20 protein-coding genes and 1 pseudogene are annotated in these 20104 nt (G+C 63.9%); 10 read left to right on the forward strand and 11 right to left on the reverse strand.

Features of this window, described 5'->3' with window-relative positions:
* Window positions 1–305: 305 nt before the first annotated feature.
* The 3 genes from xseA (at window position 306) to B9A19_RS09420 (ending at window position 5077) form a co-directional block, all read left to right on the forward strand.
* Window positions 306–1667: an exodeoxyribonuclease VII large subunit gene (gene xseA, locus B9A19_RS09410; protein ID WP_084090534.1), complete on the forward strand. Its 1362-nt coding sequence runs from the start codon at window positions 306–308 to the stop codon at window positions 1665–1667.
* Window positions 1668–1951: 284 nt separating this feature from the next.
* Complete coding sequence (locus B9A19_RS23305) at window positions 1952–3856, forward strand: carbohydrate-binding protein (protein ID WP_084090535.1); 1905 nt, start codon at window positions 1952–1954, stop codon at window positions 3854–3856.
* 105 nt (window positions 3857–3961) lie between these two features.
* Window positions 3962–5077 (forward strand): PLP-dependent cysteine synthase family protein, encoded by a 1116-nt coding sequence (locus B9A19_RS09420; RefSeq protein WP_084090576.1) that lies wholly within the window; start codon window positions 3962–3964, stop codon window positions 5075–5077.
* A gap of 27 nt (window positions 5078–5104) precedes the next feature.
* Here the strand turns inward: B9A19_RS09420 and B9A19_RS09425 are convergent, their stop codons facing one another.
* From B9A19_RS09425 to B9A19_RS09440, 4 genes are all read right to left on the reverse strand, one after another.
* Window positions 5105–5800 (reverse strand): hypothetical protein, encoded by a 696-nt coding sequence (locus B9A19_RS09425; protein WP_084090536.1) that lies wholly within the window; start codon window positions 5798–5800, stop codon window positions 5105–5107.
* Between the two features lie 84 nt (window positions 5801–5884).
* Complete coding sequence (locus B9A19_RS09430; RefSeq protein ID WP_084090577.1) at window positions 5885–6484, reverse strand: GNAT family N-acetyltransferase; 600 nt, start codon at window positions 6482–6484, stop codon at window positions 5885–5887.
* A 49-nt stretch (window positions 6485–6533) separates the two neighbouring features.
* Entirely contained in the window at window positions 6534–7766 is a 1233-nt protein-coding gene (locus B9A19_RS09435; RefSeq protein ID WP_084090537.1) for a DUF1501 domain-containing protein, read from the reverse strand.
* A 132-nt stretch (window positions 7767–7898) separates the two neighbouring features.
* Window positions 7899–9392: a DUF1800 domain-containing protein gene (locus B9A19_RS09440; RefSeq protein WP_084090538.1), complete on the reverse strand. Its 1494-nt coding sequence runs from the start codon at window positions 9390–9392 to the stop codon at window positions 7899–7901.
* Between the two features lie 238 nt (window positions 9393–9630).
* On the opposite strand from B9A19_RS09440, the gene B9A19_RS09445 reads away from it, so the two are divergent.
* A complete protein-coding gene (locus B9A19_RS09445) occupies window positions 9631–10242 on the forward strand; it encodes a DUF4124 domain-containing protein (protein WP_084090539.1) in 612 nt (203 codons plus the stop codon).
* 273 nt (window positions 10243–10515) lie between these two features.
* Entirely contained in the window at window positions 10516–11373 is an 858-nt protein-coding gene (locus B9A19_RS09450) for a hypothetical protein (RefSeq protein WP_084090540.1), read from the forward strand.
* Between the two features lie 9 nt (window positions 11374–11382).
* On the opposite strand, the gene B9A19_RS09455 is transcribed toward B9A19_RS09450, so the two are convergent.
* Window positions 11383–12177, reverse strand: a complete 795-nt coding sequence (locus B9A19_RS09455) for a TatD family hydrolase (protein WP_084090541.1) — start codon at window positions 12175–12177, stop codon at window positions 11383–11385.
* Window positions 12178–12250: 73 nt separating this feature from the next.
* Between B9A19_RS09455 and B9A19_RS09460 the strand changes: the two genes are divergently transcribed.
* The gene (locus tag B9A19_RS09460; RefSeq protein WP_084090542.1) at window positions 12251–13198 is read left to right on the forward strand and encodes a TerC family protein; all 948 of its coding nucleotides are present in this window, start codon (window positions 12251–12253) and stop codon (window positions 13196–13198) included.
* A gap of 40 nt (window positions 13199–13238) precedes the next feature.
* On the opposite strand, the gene B9A19_RS09465 is transcribed toward B9A19_RS09460, so the two are convergent.
* Window positions 13239–13850: a TetR/AcrR family transcriptional regulator gene (locus B9A19_RS09465; RefSeq protein WP_084090543.1), complete on the reverse strand. Its 612-nt coding sequence runs from the start codon at window positions 13848–13850 to the stop codon at window positions 13239–13241.
* Between the two features lie 93 nt (window positions 13851–13943).
* Between B9A19_RS09465 and B9A19_RS09470 the strand changes: the two genes are divergently transcribed.
* Window positions 13944–14360 (forward strand): DUF6130 family protein, encoded by a 417-nt coding sequence (locus tag B9A19_RS09470; RefSeq protein ID WP_084090544.1) that lies wholly within the window; start codon window positions 13944–13946, stop codon window positions 14358–14360.
* A gap of 39 nt (window positions 14361–14399) precedes the next feature.
* On the opposite strand, the gene B9A19_RS22540 is transcribed toward B9A19_RS09470, so the two are convergent.
* From B9A19_RS22540 to tsaE, 4 genes and pseudogenes are all read right to left on the reverse strand, one after another.
* Window positions 14400–14573: a VOC family protein gene (locus B9A19_RS22540; protein ID WP_176216867.1), complete on the reverse strand. Its 174-nt coding sequence runs from the start codon at window positions 14571–14573 to the stop codon at window positions 14400–14402.
* A 58-nt stretch (window positions 14574–14631) separates the two neighbouring features.
* Window positions 14632–14769: pseudogene (locus B9A19_RS23445) on the reverse strand (hypothetical protein); the annotation flags it as partial.
* A 3-nt stretch (window positions 14770–14772) separates the two neighbouring features.
* Window positions 14773–16164 carry an N-acetylmuramoyl-L-alanine amidase gene (locus tag B9A19_RS09475; RefSeq protein ID WP_084090545.1) on the reverse strand — a complete coding sequence of 464 codons (1392 nt, stop codon included), beginning with the start codon at window positions 16162–16164 and terminating at the stop codon, window positions 14773–14775.
* Entirely contained in the window at window positions 16122–16616 is a 495-nt protein-coding gene (gene tsaE, locus B9A19_RS09480) for a tRNA (adenosine(37)-N6)-threonylcarbamoyltransferase complex ATPase subunit type 1 TsaE (RefSeq protein WP_084090546.1), read from the reverse strand. The genes B9A19_RS09475 and tsaE overlap by 43 nt, the downstream gene beginning before the upstream one ends.
* On the opposite strand from tsaE, the gene queG reads away from it, so the two are divergent.
* Genes queG through B9A19_RS09495 form a run of 3 tightly spaced genes read left to right on the forward strand, consistent with a single transcriptional unit; the run spans window position 16611 to window position 19328 of the window.
* Window positions 16611–17792: a tRNA epoxyqueuosine(34) reductase QueG gene (gene queG / locus B9A19_RS09485; protein ID WP_084090547.1), complete on the forward strand. Its 1182-nt coding sequence runs from the start codon at window positions 16611–16613 to the stop codon at window positions 17790–17792. The genes tsaE and queG overlap by 6 nt on opposite strands.
* A complete protein-coding gene (gene pxpB, locus B9A19_RS09490) occupies window positions 17749–18396 on the forward strand; it encodes a 5-oxoprolinase subunit PxpB (RefSeq protein WP_084090548.1) in 648 nt (215 codons plus the stop codon). Before queG ends, pxpB begins: the two co-directional genes overlap by 44 nt.
* The gene (locus tag B9A19_RS09495) at window positions 18393–19328 is read left to right on the forward strand and encodes a 5-oxoprolinase subunit C family protein (RefSeq protein ID WP_084090549.1); all 936 of its coding nucleotides are present in this window, start codon (window positions 18393–18395) and stop codon (window positions 19326–19328) included. The genes pxpB and B9A19_RS09495 overlap by 4 nt, the downstream gene beginning before the upstream one ends.
* On the opposite strand, the gene B9A19_RS09500 is transcribed toward B9A19_RS09495, so the two are convergent.
* On the reverse strand, window positions 19314–20048 hold the full coding sequence (locus B9A19_RS09500; protein ID WP_176216868.1) for a phosphotransferase family protein: 735 nt from the start codon (window positions 20046–20048) through the stop codon (window positions 19314–19316). The two genes, B9A19_RS09495 and B9A19_RS09500, sit on opposite strands and share 15 nt — an antisense overlap.
* Window positions 20049–20104: the final 56 nt, after the last annotated feature.

The raw sequence follows: 20104 nt of genomic DNA on the forward strand, positions 1-20104 counted from the left end.
GACAGGGGGCACTACAAACCCATTCTGTAGCAGTGCAACATGAGACGATTGTCCCCAAACCCGCGCCCTTGCTGCGTTTGTCCCGCTTTCCCACAACTTCTGTGGATAACTTTGTGAACAACGGGGATAAACGCGCACTAAACCCTTGATGGACCTAGGGGGCAGCCAGATTGCCCCATTTTTGATCTTTTTGTTAAGTTTAATAAAAACAAAGACTTGCGATGTTCATTTGCACTACAGGTTTCAGATCGGGCAGCCAGCCCAGTCGGGAAGCCATTTTGTGGATTAAAGAGGTGTAGCTTACGATGATCGACGTGTTGTCAAGCCCTACAAGCAGGGCCGTTTCGGTCACCGAACTGAACCGGCAGGTACGTGATGTGCTGGAGGGCAGCTTTCCCGTGCTGTGGGTGGCGGGCGAGATTTCCAACTTCAAGCGCTACGATTCGGGCCACTGTTATTTCAGCCTGAAGGATGCCGGCGCACAGGTGCGTTGCGTGATGTTCCGCAACCGCGCCGCGCTGCTCGATTTCCAGCCGCGCGAGGGTGCGCAGGTGGAAGTGCGCGCCGTGGTGTCGCTGTATGAGGCGCGCGGCGACTTCCAGCTCACCATCGAGGCCATGCGGCCGGCTGGTTTGGGGGCATTGTTCGAGGCCTTCGAGCAATTGAAGAAGAAACTGGCTGCCGAGGGCGTGTTTGATGCAGCGCGCAAGCGGCCGGTGCCCGCATTCCCGCGCGCCATCGGCATCGTCACCTCGCTCAAGGCGGCGGCCTTGCGTGACGTGCTGACCACCTTGCGCCGGCGCATGCCCGGCTTGCCGGTAATCCTCTACCCGTGCGCGGTGCAAGGCGCCAGCGCGGCGAACGAGATCGCTGCGGCCATCAATGCCGCATCCGCACGGGCCGAGGTGGATACCTTGCTGGTGTGCCGTGGCGGCGGCAGCATCGAAGACCTGTGGTCATTCAATGAAGAAGTCGTTGCGCGCGCAATTGCTGCCTGCAGCATGCCGGTGGTCAGCGGCGTGGGCCATGAAACTGATGTGACCATTGCAGACTTTGTTGCCGACGTACGCGCTGCCACGCCCACCGCTGCGGCCGAGCTGGTCAGCCCCAACCGGCAGGAGCTGCAATTGCGCGTGGCACATTTGCAGGCCCGGCTGGCGCGTGCCTTGCGCCGGCAGATCGAGGCCCGCATGCAAAAGCTCGACGGCCTGCAGCGGCGACTGCGCCACCCGGGCGAGGCGTTGCAACGTCGGCGCGAGCACTTGCTGCGCGCGCGCAGCAGCCTGCAACGCGCCATTGGCCAGGTGCTGGAGCAGCGCCGCCAGCGCCTGCTGCGTGATCGCTTGCGGCTGGATCATCTGGCGCCGGACATGGCCCAGCGGCGCTTGCGGCTGGCCAGACAGGCCGAGCGGCTGGCCATCACCATGCAGCAGCAACAGGCACGCCGTACACAGCGGCTGGCACTGCTGGGCGCGCGGCTGGCGGCACTCAACCCGACCGCCGTGCTGGCACGCGGCTATGCGCTGGTCGAGGACAAGGCGGGCCATGTGGTGCAGGCGGCTGCGCAATTGCAACGGGGCGATGCAGTACGCATCCGCTTTGCCGATGAGGCGGTGGATGCACAGGTAACGGCCACGCCGCACGATAGCCAGCCGCAGTTGTTCTGATTGCCGTATCCCGGCCGGGGCGCCAGCGGGGTGGCCTCGCTGTAAGCCGAATCGGAGATGGCCGGTAGCTGGGGGTAAAGGCAGAAATGTATCTGCTTCCTTGCACGGTCATGGCAAAAAGCGATGCAGAAACAGCGCACTAGCACCGGGTTTTGTGCCGTTTGTCGCCTCTCTCTCACTTGTACATTTGTTTGTTTGACTCGGCATGGCTTCTACCGATAAATCACAGGCGAGCAGCCTGCTGACAGGTTGCTTAATAAAAATCTAATATTGGAGGAGTTGCAATGACATCCCGTACGTCCCGACGCGGACACGGGAAGCTGGCGCTTGCCCTGCTTCCCGCCCTGTTCGCCGCGCATGCCGCGCACGCTGCCAGCTATCCGGCCTGGCAGGCTGATACCTATTACGCCGCTGGCACCATCGTTTATTACAGCGGTCACGACTACAAGGCCTTGGTCAGCCAGACCGACTATGCCAGCACCGGCTGGAACCCGACCAATGCCAGTCTGTGGACCGATCTGGGCGCCGATACCGGCAGCGCTACGCCGACTCCGGCGCCGACCGCAACGCCCAAGCCGACCGCAACACCGATCCCGGTGACCGGCACTCCCACCCCGACCACCAAGCCGACCGTGACCCCGACACCGGTTAGCGGTGGCTGTACCGCCGCCGCGTGGAACAGCAGCACCGCCTATAACGGTGGCGCACAAGTGAGCTACAACGGCCACACCTACACCGCCAAGTGGTGGACTCAGGGCAATATTCCATCGTCCAGCACCGGCGACGGGCAACCGTGGACCGACAACGGCGTGTGCGGCCCGACGCCGACTCCGACCGCAACACCGACGGTCAGCCCGACTCCGGTGGGTGTCACCCCGCCGGCTGCAACCCAGTTGGTGGCCGGCACCTGTCCGAGCGATCCGGCGTTGCCGGTATGGACTGCCGGCACGTCTTACGCCTCCGGCCAGCGCGTGCGCCCGGCCCGTGACGTGAGCACGTTCAACGTGATGTACAACGGCAGCACCTACCCGGGTGTTTTCGTTGCTGCTCAGGCCCACACTGCCACCGCAGCCACCGAGCCTACTGCCGGCCTGCCGCAAGGCGGCTGGAGCAAGCTGACCTACAACGCCACTTATTGGGCCGTCGGAGCCATGGTGCCGCCGCCGTGTGCCGTGCCGACGCCGACCCCGGTTGCCACGCCGACGCCGACCATCACCCCGACCGTTACGCCGACCCCGGTGAGCGGTACTGCGCCGGCCTTCATCTACAGCCCGTACAAGGATGTGACGGTCAATACCGACTGGAACACCGACATGATGCGTGCCAGCGTGGGCAGCGGCAAAGTGCAGGCAGTCACGGCCGACATGCCGGCCAAGGTCGATACCTTGACTTGGGCCTTCGTGACCGGTGAGTGCGGCAGCACTGCCGCCGTGCCGTCGGGTGAAAACCTGGCCGGCATGGACCCGACCACCTTCGTCAACACCAATGTCCCGCTGTTTACCGGCTCGGGCAAGAAGTACGTGGTGTCGACCGGTGGTGCAGCCGGCGTGTTCTCCTGCGGCAGCGATGCGGGCTTTGCCAAGTTTATCAACCACTATTACTCGGCCAACATGATCGGCGTCGACTTCGACATCGAAGCCGGCCAAACCCAGGCGCAGATCACTGATCTGGTACAGCGCGTTATCGTGGCCCAGAAAACCTGGCCCAACCTGCGCTTCAGCTTCACGCTGGCCACACTGGCGCAGAGCAAGTCCGGTTCGGCTGTCGCGGTTGATCTGGGTGCCAGCTCGCCCAACCCGCTGGGCGACATGGGCAAGGTGGTGATGAGCGCCATCCAGGCGGCCGGTCTGAAGAACTACACCGTCAACCTGATGACCATGGACTACGGCAACCCGCCGAGCATCAATCTGTGCGTGGTCAGCGGCAGCTCGTGCCAGATGGGCCAGTCGGCCATCCAGGCGGCCATGAACCTGCACAACTTCTATAACCTGCCGTACAGCCAGATCGAAGTGACACCGATGATTCTGGCCAACGACGTGGGTGGCGAGAACTTCTCGCTGTCCGACGCCGATGTGGTGGCGGCATGGGTGAAGGCCAATGGCCTGGCCGGCCTGCACCACTGGTCGTATGACCGTGACCAGAGCGGCGCCGCCTTCTCGGTGCGTTTTGCCACCGGGCTTGGCCTGTGATCGTCACTGTTTGAAATCAAGCAGTGGATGTAATGGAAAACCGGCCTGTGAAGGCCGGTTTTTCTTTGCCATGATGGGTCATTGCTGCTGCAGAGCCAGATCTCCATGACCCCATCCCGCGCCTGGACCAATGCTGCCATCCGCACCATCGAGGCGGATTTTCACCGCTCGGCCGATACGCATCTGATCCCGCTGGTGCTGCCCGGTTTTTCCGGCATCGATGTCTACCTGAAGGATGAATCGTGCCACCCCACCGGCAGCCTCAAACACCGGCTGGCGCGCTCGCTGTTCCTGTATGCGCTGGCCAATGGCTGGCTGCATGAGGGCAGCACAGTGATCGAGGCATCAAGCGGCTCTACCGCCATTTCCGAAGCCTATTTCGCCCACCTGCTGGGCCTGCCCTTCATCGCGGTGATGCCGGCCACGGTCAGCCCGGACAAGATTGCCGCCATCGAATTCCATGGCGGCGGTTGCCATCTGGTGCAAGACCCGACGGCGATCTACAGCGAATCGGAGCGGCTGGCGCGCGCCACCAATGGCCATTTCATGGACCAGTTCACCTACGCCGAGCGCGCCACCGACTGGCGCGCCAACAACAACATCGCCGAATCCATTTTCAAGCAGATGGAGCTGGAGCGTTACCCGGAGCCGGACTGGATCGTGGCCTCGGCCGGTACGGGCGGCACCAGCGCCACCCTGGGGCGCTATGTGCGCTACCGCCGCCACGGCACGCAGATTGCCTGCGTTGATCCGGAAAATTCGGTGTTCTTCGATTACTACGCCGCCGTGCGGCAGGGGGAGGACGCTACGGCCGCGCGTGCGCGCTTCCAGCTCGATTGTGGCTCGCGCATCGAGGGCATAGGCCGGCCGCGCGTCGAGTCATCCTTTTTGCCGGATGTCATCGACAGCATGTTCAAGGTGCCTGACGCGCTATCCGTTGGTGCCATGCGCTGGCTGGCAGACAAGCTTGGCCGCCGGGTGGGGGGCTCCACCGGCAGCAACTTCGTTGGCGTGCTGGCGCTGGCCGCGCAAATGCAGGCCGACGGCCGCCAGGGCAGTATCGTCACCCTGCTGTGCGACAGCGGCGAGCGCTATGGCCACTCCTACTACAACGACGCCTGGCTGGCAGCGCGCGGGCTGGATGTGGCAGCGGCACAGGTGCAGATTGCTGCGGTGGCGGAACAAGGTACAGTGCTGCCGGGCTCAGTGCTGCGTGCCTGACCGGGTGGTGCAGGATTCCGCCGGCGCTTACTGATCGCTCGGGGTGAACTTCGGACAGGTATTCCAGAGATGCACCGCGCTGCCGTCATGCGGGCCACCGGGCTGTGTACAGCAACCGAAATCAAGCAGCGCACCATCACCATTCAGCCTGACAAAAGCCATGCATTTCCGGCAGCATGCGTCGTTGACATGCTCGAGCCTGCCCCAGCGCAGGGCGGTCTGATCCGCCCGGGCAAGGGCGGCTTCTTCTTCTACACTCACCGGCTCGGATTCGCCCGTCCCGCAGTACAGCAAGCCGCGCCGCGCCCACAGCCAGTTTTGATCGGGCAGGCGGATGCGCCACTCCGGGTTGCCGCTTACCATTACCATGCTGCGCAGACAGTACCCGCTGGCGAAATGCAGAGCCAGCTCGGGAATGCGGCCGGAGATGGCGATGTCAATCAAGGTTGCCCCCTGCAACCGGCTTAGTCCTTCGGCAATTTCCGGGCGTGTGTTGGAACTGCCAAAGCAGACCCGCTCGCCCAGCTCGACACGCCAGTCCCATTCAATGCCGATATTGGCCTCCCCACTGGGCAGCCGGCGCCGTCCTTCGGGTTCGGTCAGCGCGCCCAGCTCGAAAAACACCGCTGAGCCATAGCCCGGCCACGCCAGTGAAACTGGCAAAGCCAGCAAGGGCCGTATGAGCGTTGTAAATTCGGCAGGGGTAATGATGCGACTGGTCATGGGCAACCATTCAAAGCCGGGAGCGTCCGGTGCGATATCATCCAGCCGATGGTGGCAGCACGCAATGGCCGCCTGCCCGCCGGGCTACGCGCCAGCGATTTCCCCCTGGGCGAGGCGCGCCAGCAGCCCTGCGCAAACCTCGGGCCACTCATCCTCGATGATGCTGTAGCGCAGCGAATTGCGCTTGCGCCCGTCGGGCATGATGCGCTCGTAGCGGATCAAGCCTTCCAGCCTGGCGCCCAGGCGCAGGATGGCGGCTTGCGAGCGGGTGTTCAGCTCGTCGGTGGTGAACTGCACGCGGATCATCCCCAGCGTATCGAAGGCATGGCGCAGCATCAGATACTTGGCCTCGCTATTGGCGCGCGTGCGCTGCCACGATGCTGCCAGCCAGGTGTGGCCGATTTCCAGCTGGCGGTTGCGCGCATCCACCTTCCAGTAGCGGGTCGAGCCGATCACCTTGCCGCTGGAGATATCCTCGGTGACAAAGGGAATGACCATGCCGGCCGCGCGCGCCTCGAGCGCGGTGGCGATGTAGGCTGCCATCGTGGCCTGCGAGGGCACGACGGTGAACTTGAGCTGCCACAATTCGCCATCGCTGGCCGCCTGCAGCAGGGCAGGACCGTCGTCCGCCTGCAGTGGGCGCAGGCGGATGTGCGAGCCGGTCAGGGTGGGGTAGATGTCCATGCCGGGCATTGTGGTGCGCAGGCCAAGCCATGCCAAGCGGCCATCGCCATCAGGCACGTATCAGCCCGCGCGGCGCAGTCGTCGTCAGCCCCGGAAAAATCTGCGCCAGCTGCGCATCGGGCAGTCGCAAATGCCGCTCGGCCACTTGCGCCAGCACGGCGCGGAAGTCGGTGGTCACGGGCACGTCGCGTTGCTCGTACAGCGCGGCGTTGTCCAGCCCGCGCCAGTCACCATAAACCTTGCCGCCGGCCACGGCACCACCCAGCAGCCACATCACGTTGCCGTGGCCGTGGTCGGTGCCGCCGTTGCCATTTTGTTTTGCGGTGCGGCCGAATTCGGACATCACTACCACGGTGGTGTCGTTCCACATCGGGCCAAGGGCCTGTGCCAACTGGGCCAGCCCTTCGCCCACCGGGGCTAGCCGGTTGGCGAGCTGGCCTTTGCCGGCGCCCTGGTTGATATGGGTATCCCAGCCGCCCAGCGCGATGAAGGCGAGCTGCACATTGCCCTTGCGCATCAGTTTGGCCAGTTGCACGGCGTCGGTGGGAAAGCCGTTGGGCAACGGCGCGCCATTGCTGGCGGCCATCATTTCATCTGCCAGGCTGTCCATCACTTCCTTGTGGGTTTCGCGCGCTTCTTCATAGGCCTGCGCCAGCTTGTCGTCGCCCTTGTAGAGCTGGCTGAATGCATCGTCGACCTTGGGCCTATCCAGCACGGTGGGCTTGCCGGCTGCATTGCCGCTGGCGACATTGGCCACGCCGATGCGCCCGCTGAGGATGCGCGGCAAGGTCGGGCCGATGCTGACCGCGCGGGTGGGCGACATCTCGCCCGGCAGGGTGGCCAGCAGCCGGTTCATCCAGCCATCGGCCGTGCCTTTGCGGCCGGGCGTACCCGACTCCATATAGTCCTGCGCATCGAAGTGCGAACGCGTCGCATCCGGCGAGCCGGCGGCATGCACAAAGGCCAGTTGTTTTGCCTGCCACAGCGGCTGCAGCGGCGTCAGCGCCGGGTGCAGGCCGAAATAGCCGTCCAGATCGAGCAGGCCATCGGCTGCGCCAGGTTTGGCGACCGCAATGCCGGGGCGCAGCGCGTAGTAATTGGCATCGGCATATGGCGCCACCACGTTCAGGCCGTCGACTGCGCCGCGCAGCATCACTACCACCAGTTTCTTCTGCGTCGGGCTGGCCGGATTGGCTGCCAGCGCCCAGCCACTCTGGCCGAAGGGGAACAGACCGGTACCGAGCAGCGCGGCGCTGGATTTCAGGAAAAGACGGCGATCCATGATGTGCTCCCGAGACATGGATGAAAATGGACAAAACCCAGTGCAACGGTGCTGGCAAGACGCACGAAATGCAGACAGTACAAGTTGTACGGCAAGTGAGCGCAACGCAGCCAGCAGGGTTTTGTTGTGCTCCTAATGGCGTTGGAAATCAGGGCTGCCCAGCATCAGTGCTGCGCGCAGATTGGGGTCGGCTTGCTGGATGCTGGCCAGGGTCTTGTCCGACAGCGCCGGCCCCAGCGTATTGGCGAGTGTGACTGGGTCCAGCGGTTCGATTTCGCCCTTGCCCATCGGCGCGCTGGCGTCGCTGTCGGCCGGGCGGCTGAGTGCCAGCCGGCCGGTGCCCAGCGCGGTGGCCAGATTGATGCGGCGGGTGATGGCATCCGGGTTCAGCCAGGCGGCTTCGGTGTTTTTGTAGCCATCGGGGGTCTGGCAGCCGTACAGCGGCATGCCCAGCTGGTACAGCGCACCGGTCAGCGGTTTCACGTTGTTGACCTGCACACCGGCAGCGCGCGTGGCCGAGACCACCAGTTGATAGGGCGTCTTGAACTTGTTGCCGACGTTGGCGCTGTCCCAGAACTCCGGGCTGGCGAACAGCGTAGTGAGCACGGCGCGGATATCGCCCTGGCTGTTGATGAAGCGCTGCGTGAGTTTGTCCACCAGCGATGCGGGCGGCTCGTCGGCAACGAAGTATTGCGCCAGCTGGTAGCTGATATGGTGCGCGGTGACCGGGCTGGCCGCCAGCACATCCAGCGCCCATTCGCCTTCGGCTTGGCCGCGTGGCTCGACATGGCGGTTCAGCCATTCCTTGCCGTGCGTGTCGTGCCGGCGCGCATCGAAGGTGTAGCTGCCGCCGCCGAAAAAGCTGGCGCGCGGATCAAAGGTCCAGCCAGTGAGCATGCGCGCCAGCTCGGTCACGTCCTTTTGCGTATAGCCACCATCGACGCCCAGCGTGTGCAGCTCCATCAACTCGCGCGCGTAGTTTTCGTTCAGGCCCTGCACGCGCTTGTTCTTGCCCTGGAAGTCGGGCGCGGCCGATTCCCAGTTGTCCAGATAGAACAGCATGGCCGGGTGCTTGGCCGTGGCGCCAAGCAGATCGCGGAAGCGCCCCAGCACATAGGGGCGGATGGCATTGCGCTCGTAGTCGGTAACGAACACACGGGTCAGGCCCTTGTCGGCATACACGTTGAAGTGGTTGAACCAGAAGTCGGTCATCACTTCTTCGAGCTGGCGCGGGCTGTAGATGGCGCGGTACAGCCGCTCCTGATGCGACAGCTGGGCGGCATCCTTGTAGATTTCGCGCTGCGCCTCTTGCTGCTGTGCTGCGTCGAGCTTCATCAGCGGTCCGGGCCGTACCACGGCCAGCATCTCGCGCGGGGTTTTTTCATTGTGGCGCAGCGCATCCAGCCGCTGGTTGAGCGCTGCCGGCAGCGCAATGCGCTCGGGGTGCAGCTGCTGGTCGATATAGCGTTCGACCCCCATGGCCTGCACCTGCTGCAGATCACCTGGTGCCGGGCCATAGCCCAGCCGGTTGAGCACGTGCAGCGCGCGTTGCTCGTCGGTCAATGGCGCCGCACAGATTGATGCAGCGGTCAGCAGCGTGGCGATTACAACAGCAAGTTTCACCATGATGGCTATTTCCGGGCAGATGTCTTGTCGATTAACGCAGCGCTATGACACTGCGGTGACGTGCATGTGCGTGGCGTGTGTAACTGCTTGTGAGATCAGGAACGGCACCTGATGCGGGCGCGTTTTCCCGGCCGGATCACAGTTGCCAGATATGTTAAGTGTTTGTTTCAAAAAATAACCTGGCAGCCGGGCGCAACTGCCATAGTTTGCTGGCAGAGTGCTCAATACGGGGTGAGTGATGAAATGGTGTTGGCTGTGGCTGTTGGTGGTCAGCGGGCTGGCCCAGGCTGGCATGAACAAATGCCGGGTGGATGGCGCCGTGGTCTATCAGGACCAGCCTTGCAGCAGCGCGCAGCAAACGCTGCAAACCGGTGTGGCTGACCGGGCTGCAGCAACCGGCAGCGCCGACCCGCTTGAGATCCAGCTGCCGCCGCAAATGCCCAGCGAAGCGCTGTATCGGGAATTGATCGGCAGCTGGTGCGAAGACCCGGCGGCGTTCTACGAGTTGATCCGGGCCATATATAACCAGGCAAGCAAAAGATCGGCCGATGTGCCTGCCTCGGACGAATACCGCCTGAGCTACAAGGAAAAACTGGCGCAACTGAAGAAGACAGACCCCAAGGCATACGCCGAAGCGATGAATGCACCGCCCCGGCTGGTCGTCACTTTCTTGCCCGATCATGTGGCGCGCTCGTCCGGCCGGCCGCAACTGCTGCCGGTGCGCATGGACAAGGAAGGGTTCGTGGTGGGCGATGATGGCTTGACCATTTATCGCCACGGCCAGCATTTTTACCGGGGCAGCCACGAGTTCCACCGCGTTCCACTGATGCGTTGTACGGCATCGCCCTGATGCAACCGCGTTGCAGGCGGGCAGTCCACCCCGGGGAAATCCCGTATAGCCGCCGGGCATGCTTGCGGCGCAAAGTGGTGCCATGAATACCGCGCTCAACATCCTTTCCCGCCCGGCCTGTCGCGTACAGGCTGCGTTTTGGTACCGCTCCTATACGTAGGGCGGCCGGGATGTTTTGACTCTCACAATGCCGCCGATCAGGGCGGCATTGTTGTTGGAGCACCAGCTCCATCTCTCCCGGATCGGTGGCCTGAATAAAAAAGGAAACCGATCATGCAAGCTACACAGTCCAGCCCTGCTACCCATTCCGCCATCTTGTGTGCCGAGCGCGCACATGGCCCGCTATCGCTTGGCCTGCTGGTCAGCGGCTTGCGCCAGCGCCTGCATTTCCAGGATCGCCACCAGCAACTGGTGATGCTGGATGCCGCTGACGATGCTGCGCTGCAGGTGGTGGCCGATCATCTGGCCGCCGGCATCGACCCGGCACGCGTGACGGTGTTTGCGCCACAACAGGTGCCCGAGCTGGCCGCGCTGCGTGCGCAACTGGCTGCACACGCCCCAGAGGCCGTACGCGGCACCGCAGCGGTGCTGGCCGCCTTGCAACCGGGCTTTGTGTCGCCGCAGGCGGCCGATGCCATCGTGGTTGCAGATGCCAACCGGGTGATCCGCGCCATCAACCAGCGTGCCGGTAGCGACTTGCTGACCGAGGCCCGCCCGCTGCTGGCTGGCCGCAGCCCGTTTGCCATGCCGCGCGCGCCGCTCGATGTGCCGTTCTCGGCCGATGCCGATACGCTGGCCGCTGCCATCGATGCGATTCCACCCGGCGCTGCGCTGGGCCTGCCGGCCAAGGAAACCGAGGGCCACCCGCTGTTCCAGTTGCTCGATGTGTTCGAGCGCGATATCCACTTCCTCGATGACCTGAAGTCCAAGTTCCGCCGTGGCGGCCTGTCCGAACGCGTGATCCGCGCGCATTTGATCGACCGTGCCGAGCAGGCATTGGCGCCGCTGCGTGAGCGTCGTGCCGAGCTGCTGGCCGACCGCGCAGCACTGACTCGCGTGCTGGATGAGGGGGCCGAGCAAGTGCGGACTAGTGCGGCGGCTGCGCTGGCCCGTCTGGCCGTATTGAATTGACGGACTGAATCAGCTGGCGAGTGCCGGCAAGGCAGCCAGGGTGTTGGTGCGCGTCGCTGCTGCAATGGTGGCAAGGTCGGTCTGGCGCAGTTCGGCCAGTACGGCGGCAATGCGTGGCAGCTCGGCTGGCTCGTTGCGGCCACGTGGCTGGCCGGGTAGATCGAGCCAGCTGGGGGCAATGTCGGGGGCATCGGTTTCCAGCACGATGGCATCCAGCGGCAGCTCGGCCGCCAGCTTGCGGATGCGCTGCGAGCCGGAATAGGTCATCGCCCCGCCAAAGCCCAGTTTGAAACCGAGCTTGATGAATTCATCCGCCTGCTGGCGGCTGCCGTTGAAGGCGTGCGCGATGCCGCCGCGCACCTGCCATTTACGCAGGTATTTGAGCACCTGATCCTGGCTGCGCCGGATGTGCACGATCACTGGCAGATCGAAGTCGCGTGCCAGTTTCAGTTGTGCCTCGAAGATCGCCACCTGCCGGTCGGCATCGAGTTCCGGCACATAGAAATCCAGCCCGATTTCGCCGACTGCCACCGGTTGCTCGCGTGTCAGCCAGTTGGCCAGCTCGGCCAGATGCGCGTCGCGATGCTGGTCGATATAGATGGGGTGCAGACCAAAGGCGAGATGCGCACCATAGCGGTTGCGCATGGCCAGCGTATCGGCAAAGGTGGCTGCGGTGATGGCCGGCACCACGATGCCAACGACGCCGGCCGCTTGCGCGCGCCTCGCCACCGCATCGCGGTCGCCCGCAAACTCGGGTGCATCAAGATGACAATGACTATCAATCCACTTTTCGATCGGCGGCATGGAACTCCTGGGCAGCGGCGCACTCATTCATCGGTCATTATGAATTCTACGCCGTGCGTATAAAGGGAAGGCCGTGATCGATCTGTGGACCTGGGGCATCTTTGCCATTGTCGTTGTCGTACTGCTGGTGTTCGATCTGGGCATCTTGCACAAGGACGATCACGAAATCGGCATTGCCGAGAGCCTGAAGCTGTCGGCGTTCTACATCACTGCCGGCCTGCTCTTCGGCGGCTATGTGTGGTGGCTGAAAGGGCCACAGGCCGGGCTGGATTACTACACCGGCTTTCTGGTGGAAAAATCACTGTCGATGGACAACGTGTTCGTCATCTCGCTGATCTTCACCAGTCTGGCCATTCCGCGCCAGTATCAGCACCGGGTCTTGTTCTGGGGCATCCTTGGCGCCATCGTCATGCGGGCGCTGATGATCGGTGTGGGCGCCGCGCTGGTGCATCAGTTCAGCTGGATTCTGCTGATCTTTGGCGGCTTCCTGCTGTTTACCGGCGTGAAGATGCTGTTTGCCAAGGATGAAGAGACCGACATCACGCAAAGCGGCATGTTCCGCTTTTTCAAGCGCCACATCCGCCTGGCCGACCAGTTGCACGGCTCGCGCTTTGTGGTGCGCGGCGAGGACGAAGGGCTGAAACCGGGTCGCTGGTTCACGCCGCTGTTCCTGGCGTTGCTGATGGTGGAAGGGGCCGATCTGGTGTTCGCGGTGGACAGCATCCCGGCCATTTTTGCCATCACGCAAGACCCGTTCATTGTCTACACCTCGAACATCTTTGCCATTCTTGGTCTGCGCGCGCTGTATTTTGCTCTGGCAGCCATGGTGCACCGCTTCCACTACCTCAAGTATGCGCTGGCGGTGGTGCTGATCTTCATCGGCGTGAAGATCGGTCTGGTGTACATGGAGATCAAGATTCCGTCGCTGGTGTCGTTGACGGTGACCTTCGGCCTGCTGCTGGCCGGTGTGCTGTACTCGCTGCATAAGACGCGGGGTGAGGCGGTGGCAACGTCAAAGTAAACCCGGCATCAACTGCCCCGGCCCGGCTTGGCCGGGGGTATCAAGCCAGGCGCATCACCTGTTCGTCGAGCAGGCGGTGCGCCATCTGCAGCCCCTGCGCGGGCTCTACATCCCAGCTCTGCATCTGCCCATCCACATACATGCGTGCCAGCCCGTAGGCCAGCGCGCGCGTGGCCAGCATTGCGTCATCGACGGTCACGTTGCGGATTTCGCCATCGTCCAGCGCCTGTTGCAGCAGTGCACGCATGCGGTCGCGTATCCGGTGGTTGGCTGCCGCGAGGCCCGAGCCGTCGAAATCGATCAGTGCGCGGCTGGAAATCACCCGGAAGTGGGTGGGGTTGGCAAATGCCCAGTCCAGAAAGGCGCGGCCCAGTGCCATGTATTGCGTCAGCGCCGATTGCCCGCCAGCCTGCGCCAGTGCTTGGTCTATGGCTTGCGCCAGCCGCGCCATGGCCACTTCGGCCACGGCGGTGAGCAAGGCGGTGCGCGATTCGAAATGGCGGAACGGTGCTCCTGGCGATACGCCGACCCGCTTGGCGACGGCGCGCACCGAAACCGCGTCCACGCCTTCTTCCTCGATCAGCGTGACGGCGGCCTCAATCAGCGCATTTTTCAGGTCGCCATGATGGTAGGGGGTGGTCGCGGAGCTCAAGGCTGGTTCTCTGGAAAAGGTTGACAGCTTAGCATCCGGCCCGCATGCTCCGTAAATGTAATCGTTGATTACATTAATCCACAGGAGCGTAGCATGACATTCAAACTGGCAGTGCTCGGCAGCTTCATGGGCCTGTTGCTGGGGTTTGCCCAGGCCGAGGGCAAACCCTTACCACGTATCGTGATCGATTCACCCACCCCGGATCAGCCGGCGCAGAAAGTCGCCATCATCCAGTTTCATACCGAGAACATGAAAATCGCGCCCAGCTATGGCGCCGCCGCACTGGCGCTGGTCCCGCCAGTGGGGCATCTGCATGTGACGGTAGATGGCAATGCGTGGCACTGGGTGCACGCGATGGAAGGGCCGGTGGTGATACAGGGGCTGGCACCCGGGCTGCACCGGGTGGCGCTGGAGCTGGCTGATCCGCTGCACCGGCCGGTGGACAGCCAGACGGCGGTGTTCAGCATTGCGGCGCCCGTGGCGGATGCTGGCAGCGAGCATATGCATTAGCGGGCCGCTGCGGCTGGGCCACAGGCCCATGAATCCGGCCTACGCCGCCGTGTCTGGCATGGCGGCGATCAACTCGACCTTGCGGCCGTCCGGGTCTTGCACCACGCAGCGCATGCCGCGCTCGCCTGGTGCAGGTGGCCGCAATACCTTGGCGTGCAGGCTGGCAAGCGCCGCGAGTACCGGTTCGAGTCCGGCCACACCAAAGCCCAGCATGCCATTGGCGCGTTCCGGTGCGCCCGCGGGCGGGGTAGATTTCCAGTACCAGCGGGCCGGCGGTGCTGGCGTAATGGCGCGGCCCGTTGCCGTGCTGCTCCGCGGTCAGCTCCAGCCCGAGCGCAGTATAGAAGCCGGCCGTGGTTTCAATATCGGCTGCGTACAGCACCAGCAGGTTCAGCGTTGCCGACGGCATCGGCTATTTGACCGCCAGCCTGGTGCGCGCCAGCGGCGGGTTCTTGGCAAAGTAGCGCTTCACACCCTGGTGCAGCGCGCTCGCCAGCTTTTGTTGATAGCCTTCGTCGATCAGTCGCTGTTCTTCGTCCGGGTTGGAGATGAAGGCCGTCTCTACCAGGATGCTCGGGATGTCCGGAGCCTTCAGCACCGCAAAGCTGGCCTGTTCGACGCTGCCCTTGTGCAAGCGGTTGATGCTGCCCAGTTCGCCCAGCATGGCCTTGCCGATTTTCATGCTGTCGTTCAGGGTGGCGGTCTGGGTCAGGTCCATCAACACGCGCGCCAGGTGCACGTCCTTGGTATCGATTTTCACGCCACCGATCAGGTCGGCGTCGTTCTGCGTTTTGGCCAGCCATTTGGCTGCGGTGCTGGTGGCGCCGCCTTCGGACAGCGTGAACACCGATGAACCGCTGGCATCCGGGCGGATGAAGGCATCGGCGTGGATGGAAATGAACAGGTCGGCCTCGACCGCGCGCGCTTTTTTCACCCGAACGCCCAACGGCACGAAGAAGTCGGCATCGCGCGTCATCACCACGCGCATGTTCGGCTCGCTCTCGATCAAGGCCTTGAGCTTCTTGGCTACCGACAGCACCACGTTTTTCTCATAGTTGCCGGCTGGGCCGACCGCGCCGGGGTCTTCGCCGCCGTGGCCGGGGTCGAGCACCACGGTGATCTGCCGGCTGCCCTTGCCGTTCTTGCCGCCGTCGGGCGCATCTGCCTGCTTGTCGGCCGGTTTGCTGTCCGTGCTGGTTTTGCCGTTGCTGGCGGCTTCGGGCGGCTTGACCGGGTCGGCCTCGGGGGCGCGCTTGATGATGTGGTTGCCGTCGTCATCGTCATTCAGCAGCGCCAGCAGCGGGTCGCTCTGTACGGCGGGGTAGAGGTCGATCACCAGCCGGTGTTTGTAGTCGCCCACAGGGTCGAGCGTGAACACCTGCGGCTTCATCTCGGCCTTCAGGTCCATCACCAGCCGCACTACGCCGGGCTTGTTGCGCGCGGCGCGCAGCAGCTTGATATAGGGGTCGTCCGGGCCGACCTTGCTGGCCAGGCTTTGCAGCTCGCCATTCAGGTCTATGCCTTCCAGATCGACGACGAGTCGTTCGGGGTCTTTCAGGCTGAACTGCTTGAAGGTCAGCGGGGTGGTCGATTCGATGGTGACACGGGTATAGGCCGTGGCAGGCCACACGCGCACCGCCACCACCTTGGCATCGCCACTGCCGGCTGCCGCCAGCGCACGGCGGGGCAATACCGACAGCATCAGCGCGGCGGCAGCGCCGCCCAGCAGCGCGCGCCGCTGCGCGTCCGGCGCGTCAGCGGTCAGGTGGGTGTCCCCGGCGGGGAGGCGAGTTTGGCGAGGCATGCCGCTCCCAATTCCGTGTTTGCAATCAAGTGGATACGCCGCCCTTCGCCCTCCGGCGCCAGCGTAATCAGCCAGTCCGGCGCAGGCAGCATACCCGCCGCTTTATCGGCCCATTCGATCAGGCAGACCGACTCTGGATTGAAGTAATCCCGGAAGCCGGCGTCCTCCCATTCTGATGGATCGCTAAAGCGATATAAATCAAAGTGATACAAGTATAAGTTCGAAACCACATAAGGTTCAACCAGCGTGTAGGTGGGACTTTTCACCCGACCGTTGAAACCCAGCCCGCGCAGGATGCCGCGTGTGAGCGTGGTCTTGCCTGCGCCCAGATCACCTTCCAGAAACAGGGTCAGACCCGGTTGCAGCGCGTGCGCCAGCGCATGGCCGAATGCAATGGTGGCCGCTTCATCGGCAAGGAAGCGCTGCAAGGCTTTATCATTCGGGGTATGCATCAGAAACTCGATCCCAGTAAAACGCAAATGCCGGATGGCGACGTCACGGCGCAGGATGCTGCGCGCCCCGATCCGGTCGCCGTGGTCGCGCAGCTCAAGGCGTGGGCGCTGGAGCTGGGCTTTGCCCGGGCCGCCGTCACCGGCACTGACCTCAGCCACGCCGAGGCCGGCTTGCAGGCGTGGCTGGACGCCGGTTATCACGGCGAGATGGATTATATGGCAAGGCACGGCATGAAACGCGCCCGCCCGGCCGAACTGGTGCCGGGCACGCAGTCCGTTGTCAGCGTGTTCCTGCCGTATCGTCCGCCGGCTGTCGCCAACAGCGAGGCCGTGATGGCCGATGGCGAAAAAGCGCATATCTCGCGCTATGCGCTGGGGCGGGACTACCACAAGGTGTTGCGCAACCGGCTGCAAACGCTGGCCGACCGGCTGACCGCACTGATTGGCCCGTTTGGCCATCGCGTGTTTGTTGATTCCGCGCCGGTGCTGGAGGTCGAGCTGGCCAAGCAGGCCGGGCTGGGCTGGCGTGGCAAACACACCTTGCTGATCAACCGGGACTACGGCTCGTACTTTTTCCTGGGCGAACTGTTTACCGATCTGCCGCTGCCGGCCGACCCGCCCGAGCAGAACGAACACTGCGGCCGTTGTACCAAATGCCTGGACGTGTGCCCGACGCAGGCCATCGTCGCCCCCTATACCGTTGATGCACGGCGCTGCATTTCTTATCTGACTATCGAGCTCAAGGGCAGCATTCCCGTTGAATTCCGCCCCATGATCGGCAATCGGGTCTACGGCTGTGACGATTGCCAGCTATGCTGCCCGTGGAACCGCTTTGCGGTGGATACCGCCGAGGCGGACTTCCACGTGCGCCACGGGCTGGACGACATCACGCTGGCCGAACTGTTTGCCTGGAGCGAGGCAGACTTCCAGAGCCGCATGGCCGGCAGCGCGATTTACCGTATCGGCCACGCGCAATGGTTGCGCAATCTGGCAGTGGGGCTGGGCAACGCGCCAAGTACGCCGAGGGTGCTGGCCGCGCTGGCATCACGGCAGCAGAGCGATGATGAAACGCTGCGCGAGCACGTGGCATGGGCGCTGGCACAACACGCAGCACGGCAGAAAGGGGAGAACGATGACAGACGAGGAGCTGCACCCGGGCATACAACTACTGGGTGAGGCCGCGCTGGTGTTTTCGGTGGCACCCGGCTTGCAGGCGCAGCAGCGGCTATGGGCCGCATGCCGCTGGTTGCAGCAACGCCATGCCGATGTCGAATGGGTGCTGGGCATGGGCAACCTCACCGCACGTTTTGATCCGCTGGTCATCAAGGCCACCAGGCTGGAGCGTGCGCTGGAAACCGCCTGGGCTGCCAGTGCGGATGCCGTGCCGGCGCCGGGCAAGCAGGTCGAAATCCCCGTGCGCTACACCGGCGCCGATCTTGCCCACGTGGCCGAGCATGCCGGTCTGACGGTTGCCGAGGTGATTGCGCTGCATACCTCCCCCGACTACACCGTGTTCTGCCTGGGCTTTTTGCCGGGTTTTGCCTATCTGGGCGGACTGGATGAACGCATTGCCTGCCCGCGCCGTGCCGAGCCGCGTCTGAAAGTGCCCGCAGGTGCAATCGGCATTGCCGGCAGCCAGACCGGCATCTATCCGCTGGCATCGCCCGGCGGCTGGCAGTTGATCGGACGCACCAGTCTGTCGCTGTTTGATGCCGCTGCTGCAACGCCAGCCTTGCTGGCACCGGGTGACACGGTGCGCTTCGTCGAGGTGACGCGATGACCGTCACCATCCTCAAACCCGGACCGCTTTCTTCGGTACAGGATGCTGGTCGCCCCGGTCATGGTGGCATCGGCCTGCCGGCAGGGGGCGCGTGTGATGCGCTGGCCTTGCAGCTCGGCAATCTGCTGGTTGGCAACGACCAGGGCGCGGCCGGCATCGAAATCAGTCTGGGCGGGCTGCAGCTGCGTTTCGATCGCGCTTGCAGCTTCGCACTGACCGGCGCTCTGGCCGATGCCACGCTGGATGGCGTGCCGGTGGGCTGCTGGCGACGGCTGCATGCACAGGCCGGGCAGGTGCTGGCCGTAGGCTATGCCGTATTGGGGGCCCGGTTGTTGTTGTGCGTAGCTGGCGGTATCGAGGTGCCCGTGGTGATGGGCAGCCGGGCTACCGCCCTGCAATCGGCCATCGGTGGCTGGCAGGGGCGCGCGCTGGCGGCTGGCGATGTGTTGCCGCTGGGTGAGGCGCGCATGTTGCCCGTCAGCGAACCGGCCATCCGTCCGCCCGGACGTGGCGATACGCTGCGTGTGCTGCCGGGGCCGGAGTGGCCGTTGCTGGAGCGCAGCGCGCAACACCAGTTACTGCACGCACCGTGGCGGCTGACACCCGACAGCAACCGCATGGGTGCCAAGCTCGCCGGTCCGCCGTTGACGCATGGGCTGGGTGCGCTGCCTTCGCATGCAGTGCAACCGGGGGTGGTGCAGCTGCCGCAAGCCGGTCAGCCCATCCTGCTGTTGGCCGATGCACAGGTGACCGGCGGCTATGCCAAGCCGCTGGTGGTGATCCAGGCCGACCTGTGGCGTGCCGCGCAATTCCGCCCCGGCGAATCGCTGCACTTTGCCGAGGTCAGTGCCAAGGATGCGCTGGCCGCGCTGCAAGCGCAGCGCGATTGGCTGGCTCGGCTACGCAGGGTGCTGAAGTTACCGCAACGCTAGCAGCGCCAGCAGCGCGTCACGTTCGGCGCTCAGCTCCTCGGTGAGCCGGGCTGCCGCGATGACGGGCAGCCAGCGCAGTACGTCTTGCTGCGCAATGCCGGCGGTGGCGCAGTAGATTTCCAGGTAGGCCGCGGCCAGCGGCGGCGCGTGGATGCGCAGGATCAGATAGCTGCGGCACACATCGGCCGCTCGGTCGCCCAAGCTGGCGTCGAACCAGTCGATCACATGCAGGCCGGCCTCGTTCACGATCACGTTGAGCGGGTGATAGTCGCCATGGCAGAGCGCGTCGCCGTCGGGTAGGGCGGCCAGTTGTTCTGCCAGTTGCCGCAACAGGTCGCTGGGTAACTGGTCCGCCAGCCTGGCCAGCTTGCCCTGCAGCAGGGTTTTCAGCCGGCAGGGCAGTGCCAGCCGCTGGCGGTGGATGCGTTGCTGCAATTCAACAAAGCGTTGTAGCAGCACTGGCACTTGGTCGGCTTGCCGCAGAAACGCATCGGCCAGCAAGGGGCCGCCGATCAGGTCCATGCGTAGCGCCCATTGCCCGTCACGCTGTTCTACTGCGTGTATTTTGGCGATGGGCAGGCCCGTCGGCTCGATCAGCGCATGGATGTACGCTTCATAAAATACGCTGGCCTTGTCTGTTTCCGGCTGATACAGCTTGAGCGCGTCATCGCTATCGCGTATCACCCGGGCGCGTGCGCCGGTTCCCAAGATTTCAGTCATGTGCCCTCCTGCCCGCTGCATGCCATGCATCGTGTGCTGAATGCGTGCCTTGTGCC

Origin of the sequence: Andreprevotia lacus DSM 23236 (assembly GCF_900176275.1) — a bacterium.
Lineage (GTDB): Bacteria > Pseudomonadota > Gammaproteobacteria > Burkholderiales > Chitinibacteraceae > Andreprevotia > Andreprevotia lacus.

Bases quoted from the DNA above. Each gene is read 5' to 3' on its own strand.
- xseA (WP_084090534.1), top strand. From the start codon at position 306: ATGATCGACGTGTTGTCAAGCCCTACAAGCAGGGCCGTTTCGGTCACC.
- B9A19_RS23305 (WP_084090535.1), top strand. From the start codon at position 1,952: ATGACATCCCGTACGTCCCGACGCGGACACGGGAAGCTGGCGCTTGCC.
- B9A19_RS09420 (WP_084090576.1), top strand. From the start codon at position 3,962: ATGACCCCATCCCGCGCCTGGACCAATGCTGCCATCCGCACCATCGAG.
- B9A19_RS09425 (WP_084090536.1), bottom strand. From the start codon at position 5,800: ATGACCAGTCGCATCATTACCCCTGCCGAATTTACAACGCTCATACGG.
- B9A19_RS09430 (WP_084090577.1), bottom strand. From the start codon at position 6,484: ATGGACATCTACCCCACCCTGACCGGCTCGCACATCCGCCTGCGCCCA.
- B9A19_RS09435 (WP_084090537.1), bottom strand. From the start codon at position 7,766: ATGGATCGCCGTCTTTTCCTGAAATCCAGCGCCGCGCTGCTCGGTACC.
- B9A19_RS09440 (WP_084090538.1), bottom strand. From the start codon at position 9,392: ATGGTGAAACTTGCTGTTGTAATCGCCACGCTGCTGACCGCTGCATCA.
- B9A19_RS09445 (WP_084090539.1), top strand. From the start codon at position 9,631: ATGAAATGGTGTTGGCTGTGGCTGTTGGTGGTCAGCGGGCTGGCCCAG.
- B9A19_RS09450 (WP_084090540.1), top strand. From the start codon at position 10,516: ATGCAAGCTACACAGTCCAGCCCTGCTACCCATTCCGCCATCTTGTGT.
- B9A19_RS09455 (WP_084090541.1), bottom strand. From the start codon at position 12,177: ATGCCGCCGATCGAAAAGTGGATTGATAGTCATTGTCATCTTGATGCA.
- B9A19_RS09470 (WP_084090544.1), top strand. From the start codon at position 13,944: ATGACATTCAAACTGGCAGTGCTCGGCAGCTTCATGGGCCTGTTGCTG.
- B9A19_RS22540 (WP_176216867.1), bottom strand. From the start codon at position 14,573: ATGCTGGGCTTTGGTGTGGCCGGACTCGAACCGGTACTCGCGGCGCTT.
- B9A19_RS09475 (WP_084090545.1), bottom strand. From the start codon at position 16,164: ATGCCTCGCCAAACTCGCCTCCCCGCCGGGGACACCCACCTGACCGCT.
- queG (WP_084090547.1), top strand. From the start codon at position 16,611: ATGCATCAGAAACTCGATCCCAGTAAAACGCAAATGCCGGATGGCGAC.
- tsaE (WP_084090546.1), bottom strand. From the start codon at position 16,616: ATGCATACCCCGAATGATAAAGCCTTGCAGCGCTTCCTTGCCGATGAA.
- pxpB (WP_084090548.1), top strand. From the start codon at position 17,749: ATGACAGACGAGGAGCTGCACCCGGGCATACAACTACTGGGTGAGGCC.
- B9A19_RS09495 (WP_084090549.1), top strand. From the start codon at position 18,393: ATGACCGTCACCATCCTCAAACCCGGACCGCTTTCTTCGGTACAGGAT.
- B9A19_RS09500 (WP_176216868.1), bottom strand. From the start codon at position 20,048: ATGACTGAAATCTTGGGAACCGGCGCACGCGCCCGGGTGATACGCGAT.